This window comes from uncultured Clostridium sp. (assembly GCF_900547735.1).
In the GTDB taxonomy this organism is placed as follows: Bacteria; Bacillota; Clostridia; order Lachnospirales; family Lachnospiraceae; genus Otoolea.
Genome location: NZ_URHZ01000047.1, coordinates 1 through 26,918, shown reverse-complemented (window position 1 = coordinate 26,918; position 26,918 = coordinate 1). Strand labels below are relative to the sequence as shown.

The window sequence follows — 26,918 nt, the reverse complement described above, 5'->3', positions numbered from 1 at the left end:
TTTTAACAGGGCGGAAGTTTCGTCACGGCGTCGTCACGGCAGAGTTCCTCTGCGGTAACGGAGCAGAAGGCAATGAATTCACGCGCCACTTCCGGCAGATATTTGTTTTTATGGTAAAGAATTGAAAAGATGCGTTCCAGATTGATGTTTTTGAGGCCGACCTCTTTGAGGGCGCCGCTTAATAAATCTTTCTGGACGACAAGCCTGGGGAGGATTGTGATCCCCAGGTTTTTTTTGAGGGCTTCAATGATGGCCTCGTTACTGGCGCTCTCCCAGGCGGGAGTAATCTTCAGGCCGTGGAGAGAGCAGAGGCTTTTGACAATTTCGCTGGTTGCGCTGCCCGTCTCACGCATCAGAAAATCATAGGGCAGAAGTTCATCCGGCAGGACGCAGTTTTTTTTTGCAAGTGGGTGTGAAGGGCCGCAGAGGAGACAGAGACGGTCTTTCATAAATGGGATGTCGACGAACTGCGGGGCGGAGGGGGAACCTTCCACCAGCGCAAAGTCGATCTGATTGGACAGAAGCGCCTCCTCGACGGCCGAATAATTTTTTATAAGAGCCTTCACCCTGAAATCGGGATGCTGTTCCCTGAAACGTACCAGAAGCTCCGGAAGCAGACGGGAGCCGATGGTAATACCTGCGCCGACTCTCAGAGTACCGGTGGATCCCGACTTCTTCATTCCCTTTTCCATCTCGTCGAAAAGGGAGGAGATGTGAAGGGCATAGCTGTAGAACTGGCGGCCGGCCTCCGTTATATAGATACGCCTTGCCATACGGTCAAAAAGGCGGAGTCCGTAATATTCTTCCAGCTCACTGATGGCGAGACTCACGGAAGGCTGTGCCAAATGCAGTTTCGCGGCGGCTTTTGTGATGCTTTCGCATTGATATACGGTGACGAAAATTCGGATGTGGCGGAGCGTCATACTGTCTTCCTTTCTATCGGGGGGGGCGGCATATCGTTTTAAATACATAATGAATTAATTATCTATATTATATAATAATAGTATTTTACAAATAAATCAAGAACGGGTATAATTCGAGTAAATAAGCCGCACAGGCATAGCTTCCGGGTACAGCGTGAACGGTAAACGGATGTAAAACAAGGGAGGAAAGGGAAATGGAAAAGAAGAAAGTAATCTGGAAACTGTTTATTTCCACGCTCTATCTGAGCGCTTTTACTTTCGGAGGAGGGTATGTCATCATCACACTGATGAAGAAGAAATTTGTAGATGAATATCACTGGATCGACGAGGAGGAGATGCTGGATCTGGTAGCCATCGCCCAGTCTGCTCCGGGACCGATTGCAGTCAATGGGGCAATAGTCGTAGGATATAAGCTGGCCGGTGTCCCCGGGCTTTTAATGTCCATACTGGGAACCGTGACCCCGCCTTTTGTCATCCTGTCGGTGGTATCGATGTTTTATACGGCGTTTCGCGATAACCTCTATATCGCCCTGATGCTCCAGGGCATGCAGGCCGGAGTCGGAGCGGTAATCGCTTCCGTTGTTTACGATATGGGCGAGGGTATTGTGAGGGGGAAAAGTTATATTTCCATCCTGATAATGGTTCTGTCGTTCATTGCCGTGTATTTTCTTAATATCAGCGCGGTTTACATTATATTGGCCTGCGGCATTTTCGGCGCCGTGAGGACGGTAGTCTCACAGAAGGGAGGAAAGGCATCATGATTTATTTACAGCTTTTTCTCAGTTTCCTTCAGATTGGCGCGTTCAGTTTCGGCGGCGGATATGCTGCGATGCCCCTAATCCAGGCACAGGTCGTGGATTTGCACCGGTGGCTCAGCCTGGGGGAATTTACCGATTTAGTCACGATATCCCAGATGACGCCCGGTCCCATCGCCATCAACTCGGCAACCTTTGTCGGCCTTAAGATAGCGGGTTTTAAGGGCGCTCTCTGCGCAACCTTCGGCTGTATCCTGCCCTCCTGCATTATCGTGTCGGCCATCGCATGGATTTATATGAAATACAGGAAAATGACGCTTCTTCAGGGAATCCTGAATTCCCTTCGCCCTGCCGTGGTATCCCTGATCGGGGCGGCCGGACTCTCTATCATGATTACCGCTTTCTTCGGGGAGCAGGGAGCGATTGTTCTCTCAAACCTGAAGGTTCAGGCGGTGGTGATTTTCTGTATAGCGGTATTTTTGCTCAGGTGGAAACACATGAATCCGGTAACAGTGATGGTGTTGGCGGGAGTGATTCAGATTGGCTTTTATTTTGGAGGGCGTGTGATATTTAGTTGAAAATTTTTTACTTGACTTCACCCCACAAAAAATGATATGATACTCGCGACATGGGAAATGATGATTTTTTTGGATGAGTCATCCATGCAAATATTCTTGACCACCCGCCGAAGACGGGTAGAGGCCATACGGACAGCCGGGTCAAATGCCGAGCGGCAACTTTCGTTGCCTTATTGATTGAGTTAGAAGCTCAAATTTTATAAGTTGGTTACTTTACAACCGGTGCGATGATGCACATCAACTTGTGAAACGGTCAATAAGAGTGGTAAAAGTAAAATATTTGCTATATAGACTCTGAAAATCTAAGTTTTCCTGAATCGTGACAACGCCCGGGAAGGGTGTATTAAAAATTATGATACGGCGGGAGTATACCCGGCGGACCCAGGAAAATCGAACAAAGACTGAGATTATGCGCAAGTGATGGTGACACATTACTTGCGCTTTTTTAATCATAGAAAAGTGTTCCTATGATATAAAAAAACCTCCGGGCAGGATGCGCACCCGCGCGAGGATGCACATGCCGCACAGAGGTAAATAGTTGCTGAAGCAACCGCGCGGCAGCGCAGGAATCCCGCTGGCGGGATTCTTTGATCGATTACCCTGGAACGGGGAAACGGGTTTAAGGTTACTGTGTACGGAGTGAACAGTAACGAAACAGGAGGAGAGAAGATGGATCAGAAGCTAAAATTATACGGTTTTAATAACCTGACAAAAGCCCTCAGTTTTAATATTTATGATGTCTGTTACGCCAAAACGCCCAGGGAGCAGAAGGATTACATAGCCTATATCGACGAACAGTATAATTCCGACCGTCTGACCGGAATCCTGACGACGCTGACGGATATGATTGGAGCGACCGTGTTAAACATTTCCCAGCAGGACTATGAGCCGCAGGGGGCGTCCGTGACGCTTCTGATAGCCGAGGGCTCCATGGTCCCGGTGGGGAGAGAGACACAGGTGGCCCATCTCGACAAAAGCCATGTGACGGTCCACACCTATCCGGAATACCATCCGGAAACGTGCCTGGCTACCTTCCGCGTGGATATCGACGTGGCCACCTGCGGGGAGATTACGCCGCTGTCCACGCTCGATTACCTGATCGGTTCCTTTGATTCGGATATCATCACAATGGATTATCGTGTCCGCGGATTCACGAGGGATATGGACGGCAGAAAGCTGTTTATGGATCACCGCGTCAAGTCCATCCAGGATTATATTGCGGAGGAGACGCTGCGCAGATACGATGTGGTGGATATCAATGTCTACGAGGCCAATCTTTTCCACACAAAGATGATGGTGAAAGACATAGACTTGCAGAATTATCTGTTTAAAACGGATGTTTATGAGCTTCCGCCGAGAACCAGACTTGCCATCATGGACAGCCTGCGACGGGAAATGATTGAGATTTTCAGCGGACGCAATATTTATTAACAAAAAGACGGAACCAGGGAGGAAATGGAAAATGACGGAGCTTTCCCAGGAGAGGGCGCCCATCTATGAGGCGCTGGAAAAATTTCAAAAAATGAGAGTTGTGCCCTTCGACGTGCCGGGACACAAGAGGGGAAGGGGGAACCCGGAACTGACGGCCCTGCTCGGGGAGACGTGTATGCAGATGGACGTCAATTCGATGAAACCCCTCGACAATCTGTGCCACCCCGTATCCGTCATCGCCGACGCGGAGCGGCTGGCCGCGGAGGCGTTTGGCGCCGCCCATGCATTCCTGATGGTGGGAGGCACAACATCGGCGGTCCAGAGTATGGTGCTGGCCTCCGTAAAGAGGGGGGAGAAGATCATCCTTCCCAGGAATGCCCACCGCAGTGTGATGGGAGCGCTTGTACTGTGCGGAGCCGTGCCGGTCTATGTGAACCCGGCCGGGGACAAGAGACTGGGAATTCCGCTGGGAATGCGTCTTTCGGACGTCAGGAAGGCCATTGAAGAAAATCCGGATGCAAAGGCCGTGTTTGTCAATAACCCGACCTACTACGGAATCTGTTCCGATCTGCGTTCCATTGCCCGGCTGGCGCATGAACATGGGATGCTCTGTCTGGCAGACGAAGCCCACGGAACCCACTTCTATTTTGGGGAAGGACTGCCGGTGCCGGCCATGGCGGCTGGCGCGGATATGGCGGCTATCTCCATGCACAAGTCCGGCGGGAGCCTGACCCAGAGCTCCCTGCTCTTAACAGGCCCTGCGATGCCGGCCGGTTATGTGAGGCAGATTATCAATCTGACCCAGACGACAAGCGGTTCCTACCTTCTGCTGTCAAGCCTCGATATTTCCAGGAGGAACCTGGCACTGAGAGGCAGGGAGGCATTTGGGAAGGTAATCGAAATGGCCGGATATGCCAGGGATGAGATAAACAGGATTGGCGGCTATTATGCCTACAGCAGGGAGCTTGTTAATGGGGACAGTATTTACGACTTTGATGTGACGAAGCTTTCCGTACACACCAGGGATATCGGCCTGGCGGGCATCGAGGTCTACGACCTGCTGAGGGATGAGTATGATATCCAGATCGAATTCGGCGATCTCGGCAACATCCTGGCTTACCTTTCCATCGGAGACCGGCAGAGGGAGGTGGAGCGCCTCGTGAGCGCGCTTTCGGAGATACGGCGCCGGTTCAGCCGTGACAAGGCAAGTCTGATGGATTACGACTATATCGATCCCGTGGTGATTCTGTCACCGCAGGAGGCATTCTACGCAGATAAGGAATCCCTGCCGCTCGGAGACACGGCCGGGAGGATATGCAGTGAATTTGTCATGTGCTATCCGCCGGGAATTCCGATTCTGACGCCGGGAGAGCAGATTACGGGTGAGATAATCGATTACATACAGTATGCAAAGGATAAGGGCTGTTCGATGACCGGACCGGAGGATGCCCGGATCGAGAGACTGAACGTGCTGAGAGGGGTATAAAGAGGAATTTTAAATCGAAAGGGGAATAAAATGAATTTTTGGTTTTCTGAAAAACATACGCCGAACGTGAAACTGTCGATCCGGGTGGACCGGCAGCTCTACAGCGGCAAGAGTGAATTCCAGCGTATCGATGTTTTCGATTCACCGGAGTTCGGCCGTTTTCTCACGCTGGACGGATATATGATGCTGACGGAAAAAGATGAATTTATCTACCACGAGATGATTACCCATGTGCCGATGGCCGTCCATCCGTCGGTAAAACAGGCGCTTGTGATCGGAGCCGGGGACGGCGGCGTGATCCGGGAACTGACCAGGTATCACGAGATCGAGCATATCGATATGGTGGAGATCGATCCCCTTGTGGTGGAGGTATGCAGGAAATATCTTCCGAAAACGGCCTGCCGCCTGGATGACGAAAGACTTGCCATCCACTATGAAGACGGGCTGAAATTCATCCGGGGCTGTGAGAACAGATACGATCTGATTATCGTGGATTCCACGGACCCCTTTGGTCCGGGAGAAGGACTTTTTACAAGGGAATTTTACGGAAACTGTTATAAGGCCCTAAAAGAGGACGGCATCATGGTGAACCAGCATGAGAGCCCCTTCTATGATGACGATGCGGAGGCGTGCAAACGGGCGCATAAACGGATTGTGGAATCATTTCCCATCAGCCGCGTTTACCAGGCCCACATCCCGACCTATCCGTCGGGCCACTGGCTGTTCGGCTTTGCGTCTAAAAAATACCATCCGCTTAAGGATTTAAATGAGACGAAATGGAATATGCGGGGCTTACAGTGCCGCTACTATACCACCACACTTCATAAGGGCGCGTTTTATCTGCCCGCGTACGTAGAGGAGATGTTAGAAGATGTTGAAGGCAAATATTGAGAATTTTCTGGCCTGCGATGCAGCCTATGAGGAGGCCGGGATCGTGCTTTACGGCGCTCCCTTTGATTCCACCACCTCCTACCGGCCCGGCGCCCGCTTCGGGTCCAGGGCGGTGAGGTCGGAATCATACGGCCTGGAGAGTTATTCTCCTTATCAGGACCGGGATCTTTTAGACTGTTCCGTGTTTGACAGCGGGGATTTGGAACTCAGTTTCGGTAATACAGGGGCCGCCCTTGCGGATTTGGAACAAAGGGCGGACGGGATACTTCAGGATGGAAAACTGCCGTTTCTAATCGGCGGCGAACATCTGGTAACTCTGGCAGCCGTCAGGGCGGCAAAGAAAAGATATCCGGATCTCTGTATCATTCATTTCGATGCACACGCTGATCTGAGGGACGAGTATCTGGGGGCAGAGCTTTCCCACGCCTGCGTTATCAGGCGGTGCCACGAACTGGTGGGGGACGGCCGTATTTTCCAGTTTGGAATCCGTTCCGGAGACAGGGAAGAGTGGAACTGGGGACGCGGACACGTAAAAACGGTTCCCTTTACACTCAGGGAAGAAGACATCGGAGAGACTTTAAAAGAGCTGGAAGGAAGTCCCGTATACTTTACCGTGGATCTCGATGTAATGGATCCGTCGGTATTTCCCGGAACGGGAACGCCGGAGCCGGGAGGCGTGAGCTTTGACGAGCTCCGCAGGGCCGTAACTCTGGTCTGCGGGAACGCCAGGGTGGTCGGCTGTGATGTCAATGAACTGGCTCCAATGCTCGATGCATCCGGAGCGTCAACCGCAGCCGCATGTAAAATCGTCAGGGAAATGCTGATTGCCCTGTCGGGACGGCGTTAGACCCGGGATAAAACAGACAACAGCAAGAAATGGCAATAGCAAGAAATGGCAATAGCAAGAACAGGCAACAGCAAGAAATGGCAATAGCAAGAACAGGCAACAGCAAGAACAGGTAATAACAAGAACAGGCAATAACAAGAACAGGACAATAAACAGAACAGACAATAATCAGAAAAGGGAGGATTTATCATGGGAAGAGCGTTAATTATCGGCTGCGGCGGCGTAGCATCTGTGGCCATCCAGAAATGCTGCCAGAACAGCGAAGTATTTGAATCAATCTGCATTGCGAGCCGTACAAAGTCAAAATGCGATGCGTTAAAAGAGAAGCTGGCGGGAAAAACAAAGACGGAAATCGAGACCGCGCAGGTGGACGCGGCAAACGTGGAGGAACTGGTTGCCCTCATTGAATCATACAAACCGGACATGGTGCTGAACCTGGCTCTGCCATATCAGGATCTGGCGATTATGGACGCCTGCCTGGAAACGAAAACCCACTATATTGATACGGCCAACTACGAACCCGAGGATACGGCCAAATTTGAGTACAAATGGCAGTGGGAATACAGGGAGAAGTTTGAAAAAGCGGGCATCACCGCTCTGCTTGGAAGCGGCTTCGATCCCGGAGTAACGGGTGTATTTTCCGCATATGCGCTGAAACATGAATTTGATGAGATTAATTATATCGATATCCTGGACTGCAACGGCGGCGACCACGGTTATCCGTTTGCCACCAACTTTAACCCGGAAATCAACATCCGCGAGGTATCGGCCAAAGGTTCCTACTGGGAGGACGGACACTGGGTGGAGACAGAGCCGATGGAGATTAAGAGAGTTTATGACTTCGAAGGCGTCGGTGAAAAGGATATGTATCTGCTGCATCATGAGGAGATCGAGTCCCTGGCGTTAAATATGCCCGGCATCAAACGGATCCGTTTCTTTATGACCTTCGGACAGAGCTATCTGACCCACTTGAAATGCCTTGAAAACGTAGGAATGACTTCCATTGAACCGATTATGTATGAGGGCAGGGAAATTGTTCCCCTTCAGTTCTTAAAAGCGGTTCTTCCGGATCCGGCCTCCCTTGGCCCGCGCACGGTGGGAAAAACCAACATCGGCTGCATTTTCCAGGGAAAGAAGAACGGAATAGAGAAGAAATATTACCTTTACAATATCTGCGATCACCAGGAATGTTACAAAGAGGTTGGTTCCCAGGCAATTTCCTACACGACCGGCGTACCGGCCATGATAGGCGCGATGCTGGTCATGAACGGAACATGGCAGAAACCGGGAGTTTACAATATTGAGGAATTTGATCCGGATCCCTTTATGGAGGCGCTGAACAAATGGGGACTGCCCTGGAAAGAATCTCATGAGCCTGTACTGGTAGACTGAGAACGCAGCATCAATGAAGGAGAGACGGCAGATGGAAAACCGGATTCAAAAATTGAAAACCCCCTATTATCTGGTGGATGAGGCGCTGTTAACGGAAAACCTGAAGATTTTAAAGGACGTTTCAGAGCGTTCCGGCTGTAAAATCCTGCTGGCGCAGAAGGCGTTTTCCATGTTTTACGCCTACCCGCTTCTGAAAAAATACCTGTCCGGTTCGGCTGCCAGCGGCCTCTTTGAGGCCAGACTGGGGCACGAGGAATTTGGCGGCGAAACCCATGTATTTTCCGCGGCATACAGGGAAGATGAGTTTGAGGAAATCCTCCGGTACGCGGATCATGTTGTATTCAATTCACCGTCCCAGGTAAAAAAATATGGGGACAGGGTGAAACGGGCGGGAAAATCCGCAGGACTCCGCTTAAATCCGGAGTGTTCAACCCAGGAGGGACATGCGATCTACGATCCCTGTTCCCCGGGTTCCAGACTGGGTACCGTAAAGAAGAATCTAGGCAGCGCCGGAGACTTTGAGAACGGGATACTGCCCCTTCTGGACGGCTTCCATTTTCACACTCTCTGTGAACAGAATTCAGATGCGTTGGAGATAACGCTGGCGGCGGTAGAAGAAAAGTTCGGTCCATACCTGTCCGGTCTTAAATGGCTGAACCTGGGCGGCGGCCATCACATCACGAGACAGGACTATGACAGGGAAAAGCTGATAAGCCTGATTAAAAGGCTGAGGGAAAAATACGGCCTGGAGGTATATCTGGAGCCAGGGGAGGCCGTTGTATTGAACGCCGGTTTTCTCGTTTCCACGGTTCTGGAACGGATGGAAAACGGAGTGGAGATTGCGATTCTCGACACGTCGGCCGCCTGCCATATGCCGGATGTGCTGGAGATGCCCTACCGCCCGCCGGTACGGGGCGGCGGTGAACCCGGGGAAAAGAAGTATACATACCGCCTCGGCGGCCCAACCTGCCTGGCCGGAGATGTCATAGGGGACTATTCCTTTGACACTCCGCTTGATGAGGGCGGGCAGGTGATTTTCTGCGACATGGCGCTTTATACAATGGTGAAAAATAATACATTTAACGGAATGCCGCTGCCGTCCATCGTCTTCAGGGATGCCGGAGGGAATTTGAGGCTGGTAAAAGAGTTTGGCTATGAAGATTTTAAAAACCGTCTTTCATAAAGCGGAGCCCGCCGTGACAAAATAAGCGGAGCCTGCTGTGGCGCGATAAGCAGAGCGGGTTGTTACGTGAGGCGCTGTTTAACTGTATCAAAAGGATAAAAATTCCTTACTATGCCCATACTATCCGAAAAGCGAAAAGCGTAACAGGCTGTCGTCCTCCCAATGCAAACTTACAGTAATGCGGAGACGGCGGCAGGAGTATGAGTAGGAGAGTGAGAGCAAAATGAAAAACCAGGAGAAAAAATCAGAGGCAAAGATAAGCGCGGCCGGAGAAAGCCTGGCCGGAAGAAACTTGACCGGGGGGAGCCTGGCCGGGGAAAGCTTGATTGGGGAAACCATATCGGATAAGCGCGAGGAGGGGCTGAAGGAAATACTGGGATATTACAGCAGCATGACATCCCCTTCCTCCCAGGAGAACATTGTTTCCATGCTGCAGGAGATACAGGAGCTTTACGGCTGCATTACCCCCGAACACAGCGCGATGGCGGCGGAAGCGGCAGGGGTGAAGGAGACGGTAATCGACTGCATTATGAAGCTGTACAAAAGCCTGAAACCGGCTCTCTACCGGCACCGCCTCACCGTCTGCACGGGAAAAAACTGTCACCGGGAAGACAAAGATTTTCTGGACACGATAAAGAAGGAGCTTGGGATCAAGGGGAAAATTCCTTCCTCCGGTGCATTGTCCTCGGATAAGAAAATCCTCCTGGAAACAAGAGACTGCCTGAAACAGTGCAGGACCGCTCCCAATTTTCTTCTGGACGGCAGGCTTTATGCCGGGAGTGGGAACGGTGACGTGAAAAAGCTGATTAAAACGCTGAAAGCGGAGCAGTAAGAAAACGCTCGAAGACGCTTTGGCAGGAACAAGAATACAAAGAACCAGACCGTGAGGGTGCCTTACTCGGCGCCCTCTATTTTTTTTGCCGTTTCCGTCAGTTCCGCTATAATTTCCTCTTTATTTTTCTCTAGCCAGTAAATCATTCCTGTCACGCTGCAGGTTCCGTAGAAACTGTTTTTCCAGAATAACGGCACAGCCAGACTTGCGGCGCCCATCTGATGTTCCTGATTTTCAAAAGAGTACCCCTGCTCCCGGATCAATTCCAGTTCTTTTAGCAAATCGGATTTTTTAACAATGGTGTACTCTGTCATTGCCTTTAATTTTGTTTGAGTAAAATAGCGCCGCGTCTCGGCTTCGCTTTGATATGCCAGCAGCACTTTTCCCGAAGCGGTGCAGTATAACGGCATCCGATCGTTGAAATTGACCGAAATATAATAGCCTTCCGCCGGAACCGCCTGATAAGCCAGATACAGCTTTTCATTTTCATAAAAAAAACCGGTCGATGTGGCGGAAAAACGTCTACAGACTCTGTCGAGACATGGTTTTATGAGTTCCTTAAGATGGGATATGCTGTTATCACGGGCGAGGACCACCTTATCCAGAAAAATTTGCCCCAGTTTATACTTTCCGTTACTTTTCTGCTGAAGATACCGGTTTTGATAGAGCGTACTGATCAGCCCGTGGGCCGTGCTTTTGTTCAAATCCAGCCGTGCACTGATTTCACCCAGGGAAAATTCGCTGTGCTCTTCATCAAACAGACCTAATATATCCAGGGCCCTCTGAACCGACTGTATTGTTCTGCCGCCATATTCCTGACTCATTTTTTGATCCTCCTTTTCCTTCCTGCTTTTCTATAGTTTATCCCTTTTTCGGCCGTTACACAAGAGAATATTCGACATTATCGAAAATTAGTTTTATTATGTCGAATTTAATTGACTTATAAAGGGCTTGTCTATATTATGAGGTTAAACAGTCTGTTGCAATTTCCGAATCTATGCATGGAGAGCTATGAGAGCTGAAAGGCCGCGGTGCCTTTCCTGACCTTGAGTATGATTGGAGGTATAACATTGACAACTGAAAAACAAAACCCGGAGGAAAAATACACGCTCAGGAAAAAACTTGCCGCCGTCGGGCCGGGCGCTGTGATTGTCGGGTCGTTTATCGGCCCCGGCACTGTAGTGACGGCAACGCGGGCCGGGGCGGGTTATGGCTACACCCTGCTATGGACCATTGTCTTTTCGTTTATTGCGGTTATGCTGCTGCAGGGGATGTCGGCGAAACTTGGAATTATTACGCAAAAAGGGCTGGCCGAAAATATCGTGGATACTTTTGCCCCGCGCCCCGTGCTGCAGAAAATTGTAGTATGGATTATTGCCATTGCTTTGACGCTGGGTGGTTTTGCTTATGCCGGAGGTGATTTGACCGGAACTTCCATCGGTCTTTCCGCCTTGATTGGCATTCCTTCCAATTACATTGCGCCCGTCTGGGGAATCATCATTCTGGTAATTGTAACGCTGCGTGATATCAAGTGGCTCGAAAAGCTGCTGTGTGTCTGCGTTGGTTTTATGGCGCTTGTCTTCATTCTGACCATGTTTGTGGTAAAGCCGGATTTTGCCGGTGTTGCATCGGGATTAATCCCCAGGGTTCCGGAGGGGAGCCTGATTTACTGCCTGTCCCTCATCGGCACTACGATTGGTCCGCAGAATATTTTCATTCACTCCGTCAGCGCGAAGCGCACCTGGAATAAACCGGAACAGCTTCAGCTTTCACGGTTTGACATCGGCCTTACAATGGGAATCGGAGCTTTGATTACAATTGCCGTGCTGGTCACTTCCGCCACCACCATGCTGGGATTTACGGTGCAGTCGGCGGCGGATATTGCCATTCAGCTTGAACCGCTGCTGGGCGGTTTTGCAAAGACCTTTCTCTGTCTTGGACTGGTGGCTGCGGGATTTTCATCCGCCATTATCACGCCTCTCGGTGTTTCCTATGTACTTGGAGGATTCTTCGGATGGAAGATGGATCGCAGTGATAAACGTTTCTTCTGGACCAATATCCTGGTTATTGCATTTGGTATTTTCATCGCCGCCACCGGATATAACCCACTATCAATTATCATTGCGGCACAGGCCTTTAATGGTGCGGTTTTACCGCTGGTGGTCATAACACTTGTCTATATCACCAGCCGGAAATCGGTTCTGGGCTGCTACGCCAACAAGACCTGGACCAGGTTTGCAGGAGCGCTGATTGGCCTGATTACGATTATATTAGGGGTGACAAGTATCATTTCATTATTCTAAATTTCAAATCATGAAGGAGGAAAATATGGATAGAGATTGGGAATATGACGTACAACTGATGTCCCGGCGGCTGGCCACGCTTTACTACCATATGGTAAATGCGATGCTCGAGGAACTTCCCGAGGAACAGACGGAGCGTATTGTTAATAAGGCGGTGGAGGGCTACGGCCATTACTGGGGAGAGTACTGTAAAGAAAAAGTGCTTGCGTCCAACCTGCCGTTGACGCCGAACCACTATGATTTGGGCGGAGATCTGCCGAGCCGGGGACTTTCGGTAGGATGCGACTTAATCAGCAATGACTGTGAGCTGCGGCAGGAATACAGGGAATGCCTGTTTGCCCGCGTGTGGAAGGAACTTGGCTTTGAACGCTGGGGGCGGCTGTACTGCTACGTGGATTACGCTAAATTTGCCGCTTACAATCCTGATCTGTCGGTAGAACACGAAAAAAACGAACTGGATGGAGATAACTGCTGTATCCTTCATGTTACGGCGCCCAAACACTGACCTTTATTATTATTTATCCTGGTTATTTTGTAATATATTTTGTAATATAAAACGACATTTCCATTGCACCTCCTGTTAAAAAGCAATATAATAGTTCAAGTGGATGAGAATGGGAAAAAGAAGGACTGAGCGGACTTCGGCTTTGCCCGGCGCCCGGTTTCCCGTCTGAAAATATACAAGATGAAAAGGATGGTATACGAGATGATACAGGATATTGCCCCTCATAAATATGACAATGCCTTCAGTGACCGGAAACCGGAACTGGATGATTACGTCTTAACGATACATAATAACAGCGCACTTCTGATTAACAGGGATGCGAAAGCGCAGGACGGAAGCGGAAACATGGAAAATCAGAAAGATCACTTTGATCAGAAGGTCATTTTTGAAATACCAATGTTCTGCGAATTGGCCGCAACCGTACCCGACGCACGTGAACGGGCGGTTTATTTATTTTCAATCGATGAAAAACCATATTTTCTTCTGGAGAAAAAAGAGGAGGAAGAAATAGAGGCAAACGGCTGTCTGGAGTGGAAGGGAACGCAGTATTTCAGAATGATGGAACCGATGTTCCAGGCGTTTGCCGCAATCACGGCAACACAGGTCTGGCGGTGGCGCGAGAGCAGAAAGTTCTGCGGCCACTGTGGTACAAGGACGACGGACAGTAAGACGGAACGGGCCCTTGTTTGTCCGGCATGCGGACAGATTGAATATCCGAAGATTTCCCCGGCCGTCATTGTGGCGGTTACAAACGGAGATAAGTTACTGATGTCAAAATACCGCGGCCGTACATACAGAGGCTATGCCCTGATTGCCGGTTTCGTAGAGATTGGAGAGACATTCGAGGAGACGGTTCACAGGGAAGTCATGGAGGAAGTCGGCCTGAAGGTCAAAAATATCCGCTATTTCAAGAGCCAGCCCTGGGCATTTACCGATACGGAGATGATCGGATTTTACGCCGAGCTGGACGGAGACGACTCCATCCGCCTGCAGGAGGATGAACTTGCCGAGGCAGGCTGGTATACGAGGGAAGAGATTCCGGATGACGAGGTCCTGATCAGCGTCGGCAGCGAGATGAAAATGGCCTTTAAATATGGCGACGACTGGATGGAGAAACTCGGAGCGGTAAAAGGAGCAGGGGATACAGCGGAAACCAGGCAAAGCGCAAGGGCCTGATACGTAAGGAAACGGGATAAGAAATACAGTGATATAAAATAAGGTAATTTAAGAATGATAAACATACAAACAGGCCGCCGGCGATAATCTGCCGCGGCCTGTTTGTGTGTTTATGAGAGATACTGCGTTTCCTATAATTTCATGATTCCGATACCCAAAAGTCCCGGTCCGGTATGTACGGCAAGGGATGCGGTAATCTGTTTGGTAAGAAGAAGCTCACCATTCGGTATTTCCTTTGAAAGGCGTGGCTGCATCTCGGCGGATGCGGCAGCGGCGTCGCCGTTCAACAGGGAGAACCACACCGGAGAATCTCCGGCAAATTCCTTCGCCTCGGAGAGCAGTTTCGTCAGCCCCTGTCTGGAACCCCGGATTTTGGCGACCGTATAATAGACACCCTCCTCATTGCAGGAGATAATCGGTTTCAGATTTAAGATACTGCCTACGATGGAGGTGACGAGTCCAATCCGTCCCCCCTTCTGCAGATAAGTCAGGGTATCCATATAATAGAAGATCTTCGAATCTTTCACCTTGTCGGGAAGGATGCGGACCAGTTCGTCATAGGACATGCCTTCCTCCAGTTTCTTCGCGGCCCATACTGCAAGAACACCCGAGCCAAAGGAAACATTGCGCGTGTCAAGAACAAAGGAGGTTAATTCCGTCTCCTCATTCAAAACGCCGCAAATCGTATTATAGGTACCGCTCAGTCCGCTTGAGATGGCAAAAGACAGCACGTGGGTATAGCCTTCCCGCTTAATCTCATCTACCATATCCTTCACTTCCTGCGGCCCGGGAGTGGAAGTGTGCGGGATTTCCCCCGGAAAACGGCTGTACACCAACTGCGGTGTAATATCCAAATCATCGGAGTAATCCCTCTCCGGATAGATGACATGCAGCCGCAGGAGCTTCATATGATACTGCCTGACCAGCTCGTCCGTAACATCACAACCCGAGTCAATCAGGATAGCAACCTTCTCCCGGGTATCTTTATTCTCATTCGTATTACAATCTACATTCATAATTAAAAACCTCCAGATGTGGTTATGAAAACTACTTATTAAAGTATGACATAATGGGAGGATCCTGTCAACTAAAAAGTAGTTATAATGTTGAAGAGAGAGGAGAAAGAAAAAATCTTCGAAGGGGACGTTGGAATCCGCCGATGCCTTCTGAGGTTTCTCACGAAGCTGGCAGACGCTGCGCATTCCATCAGCGGAAGCGGTCCCAGCAGAAGATTTCTTTCTTCCGTATCCCCCCCACACTATACCATCCCACGGGACTGAAGACTCACAATCCACCCATCCGCGTCCCCAAACGATAAATAAGATATATCTGAAAGTAATACGACCCATTCCTTTTAATTAGTTGACAAAGAAAGATTTGATTGTTAATATTAAATGTAATACATAGCGAGGTGGGGATTGCAGATGAGCAGAATTGTTTTATCATTATTAGTAGATAACACCGCCGGTGTTCTGAGCCGCGTGGCAGGCTTATTCAGCCGCCGCGGATATAACATTGAGAGCCTTACCGTAGGCGTGACAGCCGATCCGAGGTATTCCAGGATGACGGTAGTGTCTCTGGGAGATCAGCAGGTGCTTGAACAGATACAGAAGCAGCTGGGAAAACTCGAAGATGTCCATGATATTAAGGAACTCCGGGAAGGTCATTCCGTTTACCGTGAGCTTATGATGGTAAAGGTGAGAGCCAATGCCAGTGAGCGTATGGCAATTAATTCGATTGCCGAGATTTTCCGCGCGTCGATTGTAGACGTCGGCAAGGAATCCGTCACGGTTATGCTGACAGGAGATCAGTCCAAACTGGATGCGATGATTAATCTTCTGGAAGATTATGAGATACTGGAACTTGCAAGGACCGGACTTACCGGACTTTCCAGAGGAGCAGACGACGTCCGCTTCCTTCCGTAACCAAGTTACAAAGTGTCGCCAAAGGCGCACAGAGAGGCGTCGGCGGCATTCTTTATAAAATTATCAACTTTATACATATCCCAAGGAGGAGTACACAAACATGGCAAAGATTTATTATCAGGAAGATTGTAATTTATCATTATTAGAAGGAAAGACAATTGCCGTTATCGGTTACGGCAGCCAGGGACATGCCCATGCACTTAATGCAAAAGAGTCGGGCTGTCATGTAATTATCGGTTTATATGAAGGCAGCAGATCCTGGGCTAAGGCAGAGGAAGCGGGATTTGAAGTTTATACAGCAGCAGAAGCAGCTAAGAAGGCCGACATTATCATGGTTCTTATCAACGATGAGAAACAGGCTCAGATGTATAAAGAGTCCGTTGAGCCAAACCTGGAAGAGGGCAACATGCTGATGTTTGCACACGGCTTTGCCATCCATTTCGGCCAGATCGTTCCTCCGAAGAACATCGACGTAACGATGATTGCGCCTAAGGGACCTGGACATACGGTAAGAAGCGAGTACCAGAGAGGCAGAGGAGTTCCCTGTCTGATCGCAGTTCAGCAGGATTTCACAGGAAAAGCCCATGATAAGGCACTGGCTTATGCACTGGCTATCGGCGGAGCAAGAGCAGGCGTTTTACAGACCACATTCCGCGAGGAGACCGAGACCGATCTGTTCGGTGAGCAGGCTGTTCTCTGCGGCGGCGTTACAGCCCTGATGAAAGCTGGTTTTGAAACTCTGGTAGAAGCAGGATATGAGCCTGAGAGTGCATATTTTGAGTGTATCCATGAGATGAAGCTGATCGTAGACTTAATCTATGAGAGCGGATTTGCAGGAATGAGATATTCCATTTCCAATACGGCTGAGTTCGGCGATTATATCACAGGACCAAAGATCGTAACAGACGAAACAAAGAAAGCAATGAAGCAGATCCTTACCGACATCCAGGACGGTACGTTTGCAAAGAACTGGCTGCTTGAGAATCAGGTTAACTGCCCGCACTTCAACGCAAAGAGAAAGAAAGAAGCGGCTCATCAGCTTGAAGCTACCGGAAAAGAGCTGCGTAAGCTCTATAGCTGGAACAATACAAACAAATTAATCGATAACTAATATCCGGCATCCGGCCAATGAAGCAGGCGGCTCCGAGCAGCAGCCTGATCGGGAACCGTGTCACAGAGATGTTGGTACATATACGGCATAGTCTAAACAGACTATGCCGTTTGTTCATCATAGGAAAGCGGAATGCCCGTTAAACTGAGTCCACCACAGAAATTCGGGCGCTAAGTTCCGCCGTTGACCCGTATTCGCAAAGGGGCCAAAATACAGGTTAGAAAGCAAAGAAGCAGGAGGGGGAGACTATGAAAACAGAACGGAAGAAATTCAGAATACTGCTTCTCACCGCTTTTGTGCTGGCGGGGATTTTTAAGAGTTCAGGATATTTCAAATCCCAGGTATATGCCAAAAACGCGGATTATATCGTTAGAGTCGCCTTCCGGGGACTGGAAAATATGTTTCATGCCCCATATGAATATGATGCGGTCTGCCTGGGCCGTCCGCGCAAAGTGACGGAGCGCATGGTGAAAGAGCGGTTCGGCGAAGAGATAGAAAAGCGCAGCATCTATGGGGATGAAGACACATCCTACTGGTTCGTGGAGCTTGAGTATGCGGAGGATGGAGAGTATTATTTCAATAATGACAAATCTTATTTAGAGACGTCCTTTGGCGGACATTACCGTCTGTTTTACAGCAATTGGACCTCGAGAAGCGGGGAGCCGGACGGCGTGGATTTAAAAATCATGTTGCAGGCGGCGGAGTATTTATATGACGAAGACTTGTCTCACTGGGAGTCAAAACAGGGAGATACGCTGGGACTTATAAGTTTTATGCTCATCAGAAATGGAGATACCCGTTTGATAGAAAATAATAAGGCTCTGCTGGAGGCCTCCTCCGGCGGCGATATGAAAAAAGTGATGGATGTGCCGCCGGGAGGGCAGTTCGATTATTATTTTTTCGCGGAGTAAATTTATATCAGTGAAACGGAAACGCTCCCTGCGGTCAGCCGGCGTAATCTTTAAAATAATCCACATCCTCCTGATGATCCAGCCACAATTCAAACCATCCGAGAAAATCCTGGCGTTCGCAGCAGGGCTGGACGCCGACATCTGTAAAATTCCAGACCTCACCCCGGCATTTGCCGCTCACAATCAGGTGATAACTCATAGCGTCACCGAGATCAATCAGTTCAATTGCTCCATTATAAGCCATCAGTTCAATTGCCTCTGTCAGTGCATTTCCTTCGGAAAAGTCCGTATCATCTTCCCAGATCCATTCTTTTTCCAGCATAAACGGCCTCGATAAGTCTTCCCAGTCCATTTCATCCATCCCCATTAACCGAAAGCCGTCAATCATGACGCAGCCATTGCCGATTTGTTTTAAAAACATGCGGTATGCCTCCGGAAGCCGGATATTACAATGCGTTTCAAAACGCAGAATCTCTTCTTCCGTAAGGGGGTTCCCCATATCAATTTCCAGAGCCGCTATTTTTTCTTTTATCCGAACGATGACTTGTCCGTATTGTTCCTTTTTATATACAGGCATTCGTGTTTCCTCCTGTTTCATCCAATTTTCCAAAGTATACCACAAATATGAGTAAAAAAGTAGAGTATAATAATTTATGTCCCGCGCTGCGCTTTTTGCCTTTTCCATGCATCGCGAATTGTGTTATTGTCTGCAGCACAGCTGCTTTTTAGCTGGGGTGTGAACAGTAACGGGGACAGGGTGTTTGGGCTCCGCTTTGCCGTCCGATCTATCTTTTTTTCATTACAAAAAGCTGTATGAGTTTTTTTCCTTTTGGCAAAAATAATATTAGTAAAATTAGAAAATATTTGAAAAAAGTGTTGACAGGAAGAACTGTATCTGTTATTGTAACAGTATGAACTGTAACTAAAAAAAATACAGATAGAAAAGAAGATAAATAAGGAGGAGCAACATGGAGATCAGGAATAATAATTATGACGCGGTTATCATCGGTTTTGGCAAGGGAGGTAAAACTCTCGCGGCGGCAATGGGAAAGGCCGGAAAGCGCACGGCGCTGATTGAACAGTCTTCCGGTATGTACGGCGGAACCTGCATCAACGTGGGGTGTATTCCGACCAAGTTTCTGGTACATAAAGCGCAGGAAGCAAAGATGTCCGCAGGAAGCTTTGAGGAGCGGGCGGCAATGTATGAGACGGCAGTCGAAGGAAAGTCGGGCCTTACCGGAAAACTTCGCGAAAAGAATTATCAGAAGGTTGCGCAGGCTCCTAATGTGACGGTTATCACAGGCAGGGCAAAACTGCTTTCCCCGCACACGGTTGAGGTGACGACGGAGCAGGGAAGAGAAGAACTCGAAGGCGCACAGATTTTCTTAAATACAGGTTCCGTAGCTTTTGTACCTCCGATTGAGGGGCTGAAAGGAAATCCATATGCAGTCACAAGCGAAGGACTTCTGGAACTTAAAAAACTGCCGGAGGAGCTGGTAATTATCGGCGGCGGTTATATCGGAGTAGAGTTTGCCTCCATTTATGCGGACTTTGGCAGCAGTGTTACGATTCTCCAGAACGAAGAGCGCTTCCTTCCGAGAGAGGATGAGGAGATAGCAAATGCCGTAAGGGAGAATCTTGAGAGCCGCGGCGCAACCGTGATTACAAGCGCCGGGATCCAGTCGGTGCTGGAAGATAACGGCAGGGCCTCCGTTACGGTATCGGTTGGCGGCAAGGTGACAAAATTAAGCGCGGATGCGGTTCTTGTAGCAACGGGAAGAAGACCGAATACCGCACAGCTGGGCCTGGAAGCGGCCGGTGTGGAGCTGAATGCCCGCGGCGGTGTAGCGGTAAATGAGCATATGCAGACTTCCGTACCTCACATTTATGCAATGGGGGATGTGGCGGGCGGACTTCAGTTTACCTATATTTCACTGGATGATTTCCGCATAGTCAAATCGGCGGTTCTCGGAGACGGCAGCTATACGCTCAATGAGCGGGGAGCCGTACCGTACAGTGTTTTCTTAAATCCTCCGTTCTCCAGAGTGGGAATGAGCGAGCAGGAGGCAGTGGAAAAAGGATACCAGGTCAAGGTAGCCAGACTGATGGCGGGCGCAATCCCGAAGGCACAGGTTTTAGAGCAGCCTTCCGGTCTTTTAAAAGCCGTTATCGATGAGAAGACGGGACTGATTCTGGGAGCGCATCTCTTCTGCGAAGAGTCCCATGAGATGGTCAACCTGGTGAAGCTTGCAATGGATGCACAGATTCCTTATACAAAGCTGCGCGATATGATTTACACTCACCCGACGATGAGCGAGGCATTTAACGACTTATTTAACATTGACTAAATAATGAACAGCGGCAGTAGAGGCCGGATAAAGAGACGATAAAATGACGGAACGAAATAATGGAAGGAACGGAAAAAATATGACAAGGAGCAGAAAGAGGGCAGGGAGGCGCCGGAAGTATCCGACGCTCATCATCGGAGCGGCAGGGGCTGCGGCGGTGATTCTTGCAATCACCCTGCCCCTGATACAGAAAAAGCAGGCGGCAGCTCTGGGAAACATGGAGACGCAGGTACAGGAGAGTATCATTGATAAAGAGAGCGGTTCCACTGAAGAAACATCGGGGAAAACGGCCGCGGTAACTGTGGAAGATACCGTCATCACCGGACTTTCAGGAGAGGAAGCACAGGAGACATTAAGAAAAAAATATTCCGGTCCCGTAACGGTTCAGGGGCCGGATGGAACGGAGGAGCTCGTAAACCCGGTTGATAACGAGATAGGGCGCCTGATTCAGAGTATCCCGTCCCGTTCGGAGGAGGAGCTTAAGCTGTCATTCGACTACGGCAAAATGGAGGAGGATGTGCGCGGTCAGGTTTTGTCCCTTGCCGGGAAATGGGACAGAACCCCCTCCGATTCCAAGGTGGTATCCTTTGATAAAAAAACAGGCGTCTATGAATATTCCAAAGAAACAAACGGACGGACGCTGAATCAGGACCGTCTGGTGGAAGATATCATGAAAATGGTAAAAGAGAAGAACTATTCCGCACCGGCGGAGGCCGGTTTTACCGTGACGGCGCCGGCACGCACCCAGGCGCAGGCCAAAGCACAGTACAAGGTGATTGGTACGTTTAAAACGAAACTGACCAGCAATAAAAACAGAAACCAGAATGTGACCCTGGCGGCAGAGGCCATTGACGGACTCATCCTGCAGCCGGGTGAAGAATTTTCATTTAACAACACGACCGGAAACAGGACGAAAGAGAAAGGATATCAGCCCGCGGGAGCTTATAGAAACGGTGTGCTGATTGAGGAGCCGGGCGGCGGAGTATGCCAGGTATCCACCACGCTTTACCACTCCATTATAGAAGCCGGGTTTAAGACCACGGAGCGCAACGCCCACAGCTTTGCCCCCTCTTATGTAGAAAAGGGGCAGGATGCCATGGTCAGCTTCGACGGTTACGCAGGCCCGGACCTGAAATTTGTCAATACAAGCGCCGCACCCGTCGTGCTGCGGGCTTCTGTCGACGGACTGGAATTAAAATTGTCCATCGTCGGCATACCCGTTTTGGAAGACGGGGTAAAAGTAAGCATCAAATCGGAAAAAGTCAAGGATACGGATCCCGCGGCGCCGTCCTATGAAGAGAATGTACAGCTTCCTTTTGGAACGGAGCAGATAGTGGATCAGGGACAGAGCGGTTCCGTGTGGAAAAGCTTCCGTGTCGTGACCAAAGACGGAAAAGTAATTAAAGAAGAACCTCTGCACAACAGCTACTATAAGAGTAAAGCAGGAAAAATTGAACGAAACACAACGGTGCCCCAAACGTCATTGCCGGCAGAATCAGGAAGCGCCCAGGAGGGCGTTCCGGAAGCAGGACAGCCGGGTACGGACCAGTCCGGTTTACCGGGCGCAGGAGAGGTGACCGGCCCTGCCGAAGCAGGACAACCCGCTGAACCGGCACAGCCCGCCGAACCGTCTGACCCCGCCGGGGCGGCAGAATCTTCCGGGCCGGCCGGACCCGGAGGACCGGGACAGAGCTAAAACAGTAAAAAGTAGTAATGATACAAAAGACAAAGGAAAATATTTACAGTAGGATTTTTCAGACGAGAGGGTTAAAATATGAAGAAAAGCACATGGATCGGATTAGGGATAGGAGTTCTGCTCGTGATGGGGCTGGCAGGATGTGCAGGAGCAAAGGCCGGGACAACGGCACAGGCACAGACGGAAACCGGCATGACGGCAGGTATGGAGACAGAGATGGAGGAACCGATGGGAGAACAGGAAAACACACAGATGGAACCGCAGCCGGAAGAGACGGCCTATCATAAAATCCCGGCGGCGGAAGCAAAGGAAATGATGGATCAGTCGGAAGTTACCATTGTTGACGTGAGGACCCTCCAGGAGTATCAGGAAGGCCATGTTCCAGGTGCGGTAAATATTCCCAATGAGGAGATTCTGGATACGGAGCCGGAGCTTTTGAATGATAAGGATGCAACGCTTCTGGTATACTGCCGCTCCGGAAGACGCAGCAAAGACGCCTCCGATAAGCTGGTCAAGATGGGATATAAAAATGTCTATGATTTCGGCGGTATTATCGACTGGAATTACGATACGGAAAAATAGGGACGGAACAGGTTCCGGAGCGTAACGGTGGAACAGCAGTATGGAGCAGTAGAACGAAATGACGAAAAGCACGCACTGCATACTTTTCGTCATTGGTACCGGTGACCTGGGTGAGGAGCGCGCAGCAATGAAGATTCTCATCGAAAGAAGTGAATGGCCGCAGCGTCTGCCTGCCGGTTCAGCGCCTGTGTTCCGCCAGAGATTTTATAATCGCAAGGACATGTCCCAGGACTTCACTGCTCAGATTTTGGCATTCCTCCGAAATTTCCTTTATCTTTTGCGGATCCTTTTTGTCGGATGCGAAAAAGTCGGAAGGCGATATTGCCAGATATTCGCAGATATAGAAGAAAACTTCCATAGAGGGCATGGATTTCCCATTTTCCACTTTATTGATGTAACCGGGGTTCTGTCCGAGAGAAAGACTCATGTCCCGGGCAGATACCCCTTTTTTTTCGCGCAGTTCCGATAATCTTCTGCCAAAGTCAAATTCGCTATACATATCACACCGCCTTTATATGTATAGTTTATGCCATAAACTGGCAAAAATATCGCATTATATGCGCAGTAACGATTGACATGAAGCATTCGATGCCATAAAATAGATAATATGTAGTGTTCAACGTGATATGACAGAAATTATAACTTCAATTTGTATTGGCGAGGTAATCGGAATGGATAAGAACAAGGGGATTTTGGATGAATTGAAACGAATCGTGGGGTGTCTGTATATATCGGATCTCCATGATTCCTGCCGCTTTGATGAGATAAAGGGGGCGTTGAAAGAGATTGAATCCGGCCGCTACGATGACAGAGAGTGGCGGGAAGCCTTTGAATATGTATCGGGGAAAAAGCTCCTGAAAGAGACGGAAGAACAGGTACGCAGCTTGTTTGAAGACTTATAAAAGCGAACACAAAAAAATAGAGGATATTGTTTTGACACTCCATGGCGGGTGGTGAAACAATATCCTTTTTCATATCACGGGAAAATGTTCCTGTGATATGAAAATGCCTCCGCTCGGGATGCGCACATGTGCAAAAAGGTAATATGCCGTTATCCCCGGCTGGTAGAGCAGAAATGTATAAAATTATTCATCGTCTTTGTGGCATAAGCCGGGTTATAGGCAAAACCAATGGTCCTATTTCTGATAGGGGAACTTAACGGAATCTCGATCAGTGAACCGTCGGCCAGCTCATTGCGGACAAACTCCCGGATGACGCAGCCGATGCCGAGGCCGGTTTTGGCAAACTCAATCAGGAGATCCATGGTGGTGGCCTCTAAAACCTGCTTTACTTCTATATTATGCTCGGAAAAATAGGCGTCGATATGGGTTCTGGTCATATTATTTCTGTCCAACAGAAGGATTGTGCCCGCGGAGAAAATGTTGACGTCCTCCCCCTCGCGTATTTTCAAGTTGTCCAGATAAGATTTTGTACAGACAAAGGTATCTTCGATTCTCATAATCGGCATAAAAGAAAGGGATCTTCTGGTCCTGGGTTCCGCGATCAGGCCGATGTCCAGTTTCTGCTGTTCCAGCATGGAGATGGTTCTGGCGGTATCCTGGCTGTCAATCATGATTTTGACATGGGGATATTCCTCCACAAATCCTTTCAGGTAGGGAAGAAGGATATATTTGCAGAGCGTATTGCTGACTCCAATCTTGATCTGTCCTATGTTGAAATTTTTAATGCGCTTCAGCTCGTTCTCGCCCCGGCCCAGTGTGTCGAAGGCATTGCTGACATGGCTGAACAGAACCTGTCCCTCCACCGTGAGCTGGACGCCTCTGGAATTTCTGGTAAACAGGGGGATGCCCAGGCTTTCCTCCAGCTTGCTGATCGATTTACTGATGGCCGGCTGGCTGATGAACAGCTCCTTGGCCGCTTTTGAAATATTGCCCGCTTTGGCCACGGCGTAAAAAATTTTGTACTGGGATAAATGTTGTTCCATACCGTTTCCCCTTATCTGAATGAGTGTTTCAGTCACGGCGGCAGCGCTCCTGAACCGCCGTGTTACGGTTCGCATCATGCCGCTTTTTGACGGGCTGTGAACGGTAACTATAACTGAGGTTTATATCATATATTCGTATTATATATTTGTATTATAGCAGGGCTGATGCTATAATGTAAATACATAATTTTTAGGAGGAGATCAAATCATGGGAATGACAATGACTCAGAAAATTCTGGCTGCACACGCGGGCCTTCCGGAAGTAAAAGCGGGCCAGTTGATAGAGGCGGAGCTGGATCTGGTGCTGGGCAATGATATCACCACACCGGTTGCAATTAATGAGATGCAGAAACTGGATACACAGTCCGTTTTTAATAAAGATAAAATAGCCCTGGTTATGGACCATTTTATTCCGAACAAGGATATCAAATCGGCACAGAACTGCAAGTGCTGCCGCGAATTTGCCTGTCGGCACGATATTACCAATTATTTTGACGTGGGAGAGATGGGAATCGAACATGCCCTGCTTCCGGAAAAAGGTCTGGTAGTAGCCGGTGATGCAGTGATCGGAGCCGATTCCCATACTTGTACATACGGCGCCCTGGGCGCTTTCTCCACCGGAGTCGGAAGTACGGATATGGCAGCAGGCATGGTAACGGGTAAGGCCTGGTTTAAAGTGCCTTCCGCCATCAAATTTGAACTTACGGGAAAACCCTCCAAATGGGTCAGCGGTAAAGATGTGATTTTACATATTATCGGTATGATCGGCGTGGACGGAGCCCTCTATAAATCCATGGAATTTACCGGGGACGGAATTAAGAACCTGACAATGGACGACCGTTTTACGATCTGCAACATGGCGATTGAAGCAGGCGGCAAGAACGGAATCTTCCCGGTGGATGAACTGACGAGAGAGTATATAAAAGATCATTCAAAACGGGATTATACCGTATATGAGGCAGACGAGGACGCCGAGTACGATGCCGTCTATACAATCGACCTGTCGGAGCTTAAACCAACCATCGCATTTCCTCACCTTCCGGAGAATACAAAGACGATTGACGAAGTCGGCGAGGTGAAGATCGACCAGTCCGTAATTGGTTCCTGCACCAACGGAAGAATCGACGACATGAGAATTGCCGCCGAAATCCTCAAAGGGCGCAAAGTGGCAAAGGGAGTGCGCTGTATCGTGATTCCGGCCACACAGTCCATTTATCTTCAGTGTATCAGAGAAGGCCTGATGGAAATATTCGTGGAAGCGGGCGCTGTTGTGAGCACGCCGACCTGCGGACCGTGCCTTGGCGGATATATGGGAATCCTGGCGGAGGGTGAGAGATGTATCTCCACAACAAACCGCAACTTTGTAGGCCGTATGGGCCACGTGGATTCGGAAGTGTACCTGGCAAGTCCCGCCATAGCGGCAGCCAGCGCGATAACCGGCAAAATCAGCTGTCCCTGTGAGCTGGGATTATAATGCTTTTTGAATGAGGAGGAAGTAAGATGAAGGCATGTGGACATGTGTTTAAATATGGTGACAATGTAGACACGGATGTTATTATTCCGGCCAGGTACCTGAATGCGACGGATGGAAAAGAGCTGGCAAAGCACTGCATGGAAGATATTGACAAAGAATTTATCGGCAAAGTAAAAGACGGTGACATTATTGTCGCCAACAAGAACTTCGGCTGCGGTTCATCCCGCGAACATGCGCCTCTGGCCATCAAGTGCGCCGGGGTAAGCTGTGTCATTGCAGAGACATTTGCAAGAATTTTTTACCGCAACGCGATCAATATCGGACTGCCGATTATCGAATGCCCGGAAGCTGCGGTGGCGATTGAAAACGGTGATGAAGTGGAAGTGGATTTTGACAGCGGCATGATCATCAACAAGACGAAAAACATGAGCTACCAGGGACAGGCGTTCCCTGAATTCATGCAGAAGATCATAACGGCCGGAGGCCTGGTTAACTATATCAATCAGAAATAAGGGAAATTTGGGTGACAGCCGCTGTTCGGTGAATGGACAGCGGCTGTTGTTTAAGTTTAAGGATTTAATTGAGATGCGAGGACGCCTCTGTAAGACGGCGGACGGGGGAGTG

The 26,918-nt window shown here is 49.4% G+C and carries 27 protein-coding genes; 21 read left to right on the top strand and 6 right to left on the bottom strand.

Features of this window, described 5'->3' with window-relative positions; translation table 11 throughout:
- Positions 1-2: 2 nt before the first annotated feature.
- Complete coding sequence (locus tag QZT18_RS14885) at positions 3-923, bottom strand: LysR family transcriptional regulator (RefSeq protein ID WP_294148803.1); 921 nt, start codon at positions 921-923, stop codon at positions 3-5.
- Positions 924-1,117: 194 nt separating this feature from the next.
- Here QZT18_RS14885 and QZT18_RS14880 point away from each other — a divergent pair, with 194 nt between their 5' ends.
- The 9 genes from QZT18_RS14880 (at position 1,118) to QZT18_RS14840 (ending at position 10,318) form a co-directional block, all read left to right on the top strand.
- The gene (locus QZT18_RS14880) at positions 1,118-1,684 is read left to right on the top strand and encodes a chromate transporter (protein WP_125142581.1); all 567 of its coding nucleotides are present in this window, start codon (positions 1,118-1,120) and stop codon (positions 1,682-1,684) included.
- Positions 1,681-2,256, top strand: coding sequence for a chromate transporter (locus QZT18_RS14875; RefSeq protein ID WP_294148796.1), 576 nt, complete (start codon positions 1,681-1,683; stop codon positions 2,254-2,256). Before QZT18_RS14880 ends, QZT18_RS14875 begins: the two co-directional genes overlap by 4 nt.
- Before the next feature lie 669 nt (positions 2,257-2,925).
- Positions 2,926-3,687: an adenosylmethionine decarboxylase gene (gene speD, locus QZT18_RS14870; protein WP_125142583.1), complete on the top strand. Its 762-nt coding sequence runs from the start codon at positions 2,926-2,928 to the stop codon at positions 3,685-3,687.
- Positions 3,688-3,718: 31 nt separating this feature from the next.
- Positions 3,719-5,173: an aminotransferase class I/II-fold pyridoxal phosphate-dependent enzyme gene (locus QZT18_RS14865; protein ID WP_294148795.1), complete on the top strand. Its 1,455-nt coding sequence runs from the start codon at positions 3,719-3,721 to the stop codon at positions 5,171-5,173.
- 30 nt (positions 5,174-5,203) lie between these two features.
- Positions 5,204-6,064 carry a polyamine aminopropyltransferase gene (speE, locus tag QZT18_RS14860; protein ID WP_294148793.1) on the top strand — a complete coding sequence of 287 codons (861 nt, stop codon included), beginning with the start codon at positions 5,204-5,206 and terminating at the stop codon, positions 6,062-6,064.
- Positions 6,045-6,911, top strand: coding sequence for an agmatinase (gene speB, locus QZT18_RS14855; RefSeq protein ID WP_294148792.1), 867 nt, complete (start codon positions 6,045-6,047; stop codon positions 6,909-6,911). Before speE ends, speB begins: the two co-directional genes overlap by 20 nt.
- Before the next feature lie 189 nt (positions 6,912-7,100).
- Positions 7,101-8,303 carry a saccharopine dehydrogenase family protein gene (locus QZT18_RS14850; RefSeq protein ID WP_294148790.1) on the top strand — a complete coding sequence of 401 codons (1,203 nt, stop codon included), beginning with the start codon at positions 7,101-7,103 and terminating at the stop codon, positions 8,301-8,303.
- A 31-nt stretch (positions 8,304-8,334) separates the two neighbouring features.
- Positions 8,335-9,486 (top strand): carboxynorspermidine decarboxylase, encoded by a 1,152-nt coding sequence (gene nspC / locus QZT18_RS14845; protein WP_294148788.1) that lies wholly within the window; start codon positions 8,335-8,337, stop codon positions 9,484-9,486.
- A gap of 223 nt (positions 9,487-9,709) precedes the next feature.
- A complete protein-coding gene (locus QZT18_RS14840; protein ID WP_294148785.1) occupies positions 9,710-10,318 on the top strand; it encodes an NAD(P)H-dependent oxidoreductase subunit E in 609 nt (202 codons plus the stop codon).
- Between the two features lie 62 nt (positions 10,319-10,380).
- Here the strand turns inward: QZT18_RS14840 and QZT18_RS14835 are convergent, their stop codons facing one another.
- Complete coding sequence (locus QZT18_RS14835; RefSeq protein WP_294148784.1) at positions 10,381-11,142, bottom strand: IclR family transcriptional regulator; 762 nt, start codon at positions 11,140-11,142, stop codon at positions 10,381-10,383.
- Between the two features lie 246 nt (positions 11,143-11,388).
- Between QZT18_RS14835 and QZT18_RS14830 the strand changes: the two genes are divergently transcribed.
- The 3 genes from QZT18_RS14830 to nudC all read left to right on the top strand — a co-directional run bounded on the left by QZT18_RS14830 (position 11,389) and on the right by nudC (position 14,302).
- Positions 11,389-12,621: an Nramp family divalent metal transporter gene (locus tag QZT18_RS14830; protein ID WP_294148782.1), complete on the top strand. Its 1,233-nt coding sequence runs from the start codon at positions 11,389-11,391 to the stop codon at positions 12,619-12,621.
- Between the two features lie 25 nt (positions 12,622-12,646).
- Positions 12,647-13,126, top strand: coding sequence for an L-2-amino-thiazoline-4-carboxylic acid hydrolase (locus QZT18_RS14825; protein WP_294148778.1), 480 nt, complete (start codon positions 12,647-12,649; stop codon positions 13,124-13,126).
- Between the two features lie 180 nt (positions 13,127-13,306).
- Entirely contained in the window at positions 13,307-14,302 is a 996-nt protein-coding gene (nudC, locus tag QZT18_RS14820) for an NAD(+) diphosphatase (protein WP_366925892.1), read from the top strand.
- Positions 14,303-14,433: 131 nt separating this feature from the next.
- Here nudC and QZT18_RS14815 read toward each other — a convergent pair whose 3' ends face one another.
- Entirely contained in the window at positions 14,434-15,318 is an 885-nt protein-coding gene (locus QZT18_RS14815) for a DegV family protein (protein ID WP_294148776.1), read from the bottom strand.
- A gap of 408 nt (positions 15,319-15,726) precedes the next feature.
- On the opposite strand from QZT18_RS14815, the gene ilvN reads away from it, so the two are divergent.
- From ilvN to QZT18_RS14800, 3 genes are all read left to right on the top strand, one after another.
- Positions 15,727-16,227 carry an acetolactate synthase small subunit gene (ilvN, locus tag QZT18_RS14810; protein WP_227029185.1) on the top strand — a complete coding sequence of 167 codons (501 nt, stop codon included), beginning with the start codon at positions 15,727-15,729 and terminating at the stop codon, positions 16,225-16,227.
- 100 nt (positions 16,228-16,327) lie between these two features.
- A complete protein-coding gene (gene ilvC, locus QZT18_RS14805) occupies positions 16,328-17,338 on the top strand; it encodes a ketol-acid reductoisomerase (RefSeq protein WP_294148770.1) in 1,011 nt (336 codons plus the stop codon).
- Positions 17,339-17,586: 248 nt separating this feature from the next.
- Positions 17,587-18,249, top strand: a complete 663-nt coding sequence (locus QZT18_RS14800; RefSeq protein WP_294148769.1) for a hypothetical protein — start codon at positions 17,587-17,589, stop codon at positions 18,247-18,249.
- A gap of 34 nt (positions 18,250-18,283) precedes the next feature.
- On the opposite strand, the gene QZT18_RS14795 is transcribed toward QZT18_RS14800, so the two are convergent.
- Positions 18,284-18,826: an SMI1/KNR4 family protein gene (locus tag QZT18_RS14795; RefSeq protein ID WP_294148768.1), complete on the bottom strand. Its 543-nt coding sequence runs from the start codon at positions 18,824-18,826 to the stop codon at positions 18,284-18,286.
- A 391-nt stretch (positions 18,827-19,217) separates the two neighbouring features.
- Between QZT18_RS14795 and QZT18_RS14790 the strand changes: the two genes are divergently transcribed.
- The 3 genes from QZT18_RS14790 to QZT18_RS14780 all read left to right on the top strand — a co-directional run bounded on the left by QZT18_RS14790 (position 19,218) and on the right by QZT18_RS14780 (position 22,875).
- Positions 19,218-20,597, top strand: coding sequence for an FAD-dependent oxidoreductase (locus tag QZT18_RS14790; protein WP_294148766.1), 1,380 nt, complete (start codon positions 19,218-19,220; stop codon positions 20,595-20,597).
- Between the two features lie 43 nt (positions 20,598-20,640).
- A complete protein-coding gene (locus QZT18_RS14785) occupies positions 20,641-22,293 on the top strand; it encodes a VanW family protein (protein ID WP_294148765.1) in 1,653 nt (550 codons plus the stop codon).
- A 78-nt stretch (positions 22,294-22,371) separates the two neighbouring features.
- Positions 22,372-22,875 carry a rhodanese-like domain-containing protein gene (locus QZT18_RS14780; protein WP_294148764.1) on the top strand — a complete coding sequence of 168 codons (504 nt, stop codon included), beginning with the start codon at positions 22,372-22,374 and terminating at the stop codon, positions 22,873-22,875.
- A gap of 178 nt (positions 22,876-23,053) precedes the next feature.
- Here the strand turns inward: QZT18_RS14780 and QZT18_RS14775 are convergent, their stop codons facing one another.
- Positions 23,054-23,374: a helix-turn-helix domain-containing protein gene (locus tag QZT18_RS14775; protein ID WP_294148763.1), complete on the bottom strand. Its 321-nt coding sequence runs from the start codon at positions 23,372-23,374 to the stop codon at positions 23,054-23,056.
- 172 nt (positions 23,375-23,546) lie between these two features.
- Between QZT18_RS14775 and QZT18_RS14770 the strand changes: the two genes are divergently transcribed.
- A complete protein-coding gene (locus QZT18_RS14770) occupies positions 23,547-23,777 on the top strand; it encodes a hypothetical protein (RefSeq protein WP_294148762.1) in 231 nt (76 codons plus the stop codon).
- Between the two features lie 149 nt (positions 23,778-23,926).
- On the opposite strand, the gene QZT18_RS14765 is transcribed toward QZT18_RS14770, so the two are convergent.
- Positions 23,927-24,820 carry a LysR family transcriptional regulator gene (locus QZT18_RS14765; protein WP_294148761.1) on the bottom strand — a complete coding sequence of 298 codons (894 nt, stop codon included), beginning with the start codon at positions 24,818-24,820 and terminating at the stop codon, positions 23,927-23,929.
- A 208-nt stretch (positions 24,821-25,028) separates the two neighbouring features.
- Between QZT18_RS14765 and leuC the strand changes: the two genes are divergently transcribed.
- A complete protein-coding gene (gene leuC, locus QZT18_RS14760; protein ID WP_294148760.1) occupies positions 25,029-26,294 on the top strand; it encodes a 3-isopropylmalate dehydratase large subunit in 1,266 nt (421 codons plus the stop codon).
- A 26-nt stretch (positions 26,295-26,320) separates the two neighbouring features.
- Positions 26,321-26,806 carry a 3-isopropylmalate dehydratase small subunit gene (leuD, locus tag QZT18_RS14755; RefSeq protein WP_294148759.1) on the top strand — a complete coding sequence of 162 codons (486 nt, stop codon included), beginning with the start codon at positions 26,321-26,323 and terminating at the stop codon, positions 26,804-26,806.
- Positions 26,807-26,918 lie beyond the last annotated feature (112 nt).

Bases quoted from the DNA above. Each gene is read 5' to 3' on its own strand.
- QZT18_RS14885 (WP_294148803.1), bottom strand. From the start codon at position 923: ATGACGCTCCGCCACATCCGAATTTTCGTCACCGTATATCAATGCGAA.
- QZT18_RS14880 (WP_125142581.1), top strand. From the start codon at position 1,118: ATGGAAAAGAAGAAAGTAATCTGGAAACTGTTTATTTCCACGCTCTAT.
- QZT18_RS14875 (WP_294148796.1), top strand. From the start codon at position 1,681: ATGATTTATTTACAGCTTTTTCTCAGTTTCCTTCAGATTGGCGCGTTC.
- speD (WP_125142583.1), top strand. From the start codon at position 2,926: ATGGATCAGAAGCTAAAATTATACGGTTTTAATAACCTGACAAAAGCC.
- QZT18_RS14865 (WP_294148795.1), top strand. From the start codon at position 3,719: ATGACGGAGCTTTCCCAGGAGAGGGCGCCCATCTATGAGGCGCTGGAA.
- speE (WP_294148793.1), top strand. From the start codon at position 5,204: ATGAATTTTTGGTTTTCTGAAAAACATACGCCGAACGTGAAACTGTCG.
- speB (WP_294148792.1), top strand. From the start codon at position 6,045: ATGTTGAAGGCAAATATTGAGAATTTTCTGGCCTGCGATGCAGCCTAT.
- QZT18_RS14850 (WP_294148790.1), top strand. From the start codon at position 7,101: ATGGGAAGAGCGTTAATTATCGGCTGCGGCGGCGTAGCATCTGTGGCC.
- nspC (WP_294148788.1), top strand. From the start codon at position 8,335: ATGGAAAACCGGATTCAAAAATTGAAAACCCCCTATTATCTGGTGGAT.
- QZT18_RS14840 (WP_294148785.1), top strand. From the start codon at position 9,710: ATGAAAAACCAGGAGAAAAAATCAGAGGCAAAGATAAGCGCGGCCGGA.
- QZT18_RS14835 (WP_294148784.1), bottom strand. From the start codon at position 11,142: ATGAGTCAGGAATATGGCGGCAGAACAATACAGTCGGTTCAGAGGGCC.
- QZT18_RS14825 (WP_294148778.1), top strand. From the start codon at position 12,647: ATGGATAGAGATTGGGAATATGACGTACAACTGATGTCCCGGCGGCTG.
- nudC (WP_366925892.1), top strand. From the start codon at position 13,307: ATGAAAAGGATGGTATACGAGATGATACAGGATATTGCCCCTCATAAA.
- QZT18_RS14815 (WP_294148776.1), bottom strand. From the start codon at position 15,318: ATGAATGTAGATTGTAATACGAATGAGAATAAAGATACCCGGGAGAAG.
- ilvN (WP_227029185.1), top strand. From the start codon at position 15,727: ATGAGCAGAATTGTTTTATCATTATTAGTAGATAACACCGCCGGTGTT.
- ilvC (WP_294148770.1), top strand. From the start codon at position 16,328: ATGGCAAAGATTTATTATCAGGAAGATTGTAATTTATCATTATTAGAA.
- QZT18_RS14800 (WP_294148769.1), top strand. From the start codon at position 17,587: ATGAAAACAGAACGGAAGAAATTCAGAATACTGCTTCTCACCGCTTTT.
- QZT18_RS14795 (WP_294148768.1), bottom strand. From the start codon at position 18,826: ATGCCTGTATATAAAAAGGAACAATACGGACAAGTCATCGTTCGGATA.
- QZT18_RS14790 (WP_294148766.1), top strand. From the start codon at position 19,218: ATGGAGATCAGGAATAATAATTATGACGCGGTTATCATCGGTTTTGGC.
- QZT18_RS14785 (WP_294148765.1), top strand. From the start codon at position 20,641: ATGACGGAACGAAATAATGGAAGGAACGGAAAAAATATGACAAGGAGC.
- QZT18_RS14780 (WP_294148764.1), top strand. From the start codon at position 22,372: ATGAAGAAAAGCACATGGATCGGATTAGGGATAGGAGTTCTGCTCGTG.
- QZT18_RS14775 (WP_294148763.1), bottom strand. From the start codon at position 23,374: ATGTATAGCGAATTTGACTTTGGCAGAAGATTATCGGAACTGCGCGAA.
- QZT18_RS14770 (WP_294148762.1), top strand. From the start codon at position 23,547: ATGGATAAGAACAAGGGGATTTTGGATGAATTGAAACGAATCGTGGGG.
- QZT18_RS14765 (WP_294148761.1), bottom strand. From the start codon at position 24,820: ATGGAACAACATTTATCCCAGTACAAAATTTTTTACGCCGTGGCCAAA.
- leuC (WP_294148760.1), top strand. From the start codon at position 25,029: ATGGGAATGACAATGACTCAGAAAATTCTGGCTGCACACGCGGGCCTT.
- leuD (WP_294148759.1), top strand. From the start codon at position 26,321: ATGAAGGCATGTGGACATGTGTTTAAATATGGTGACAATGTAGACACG.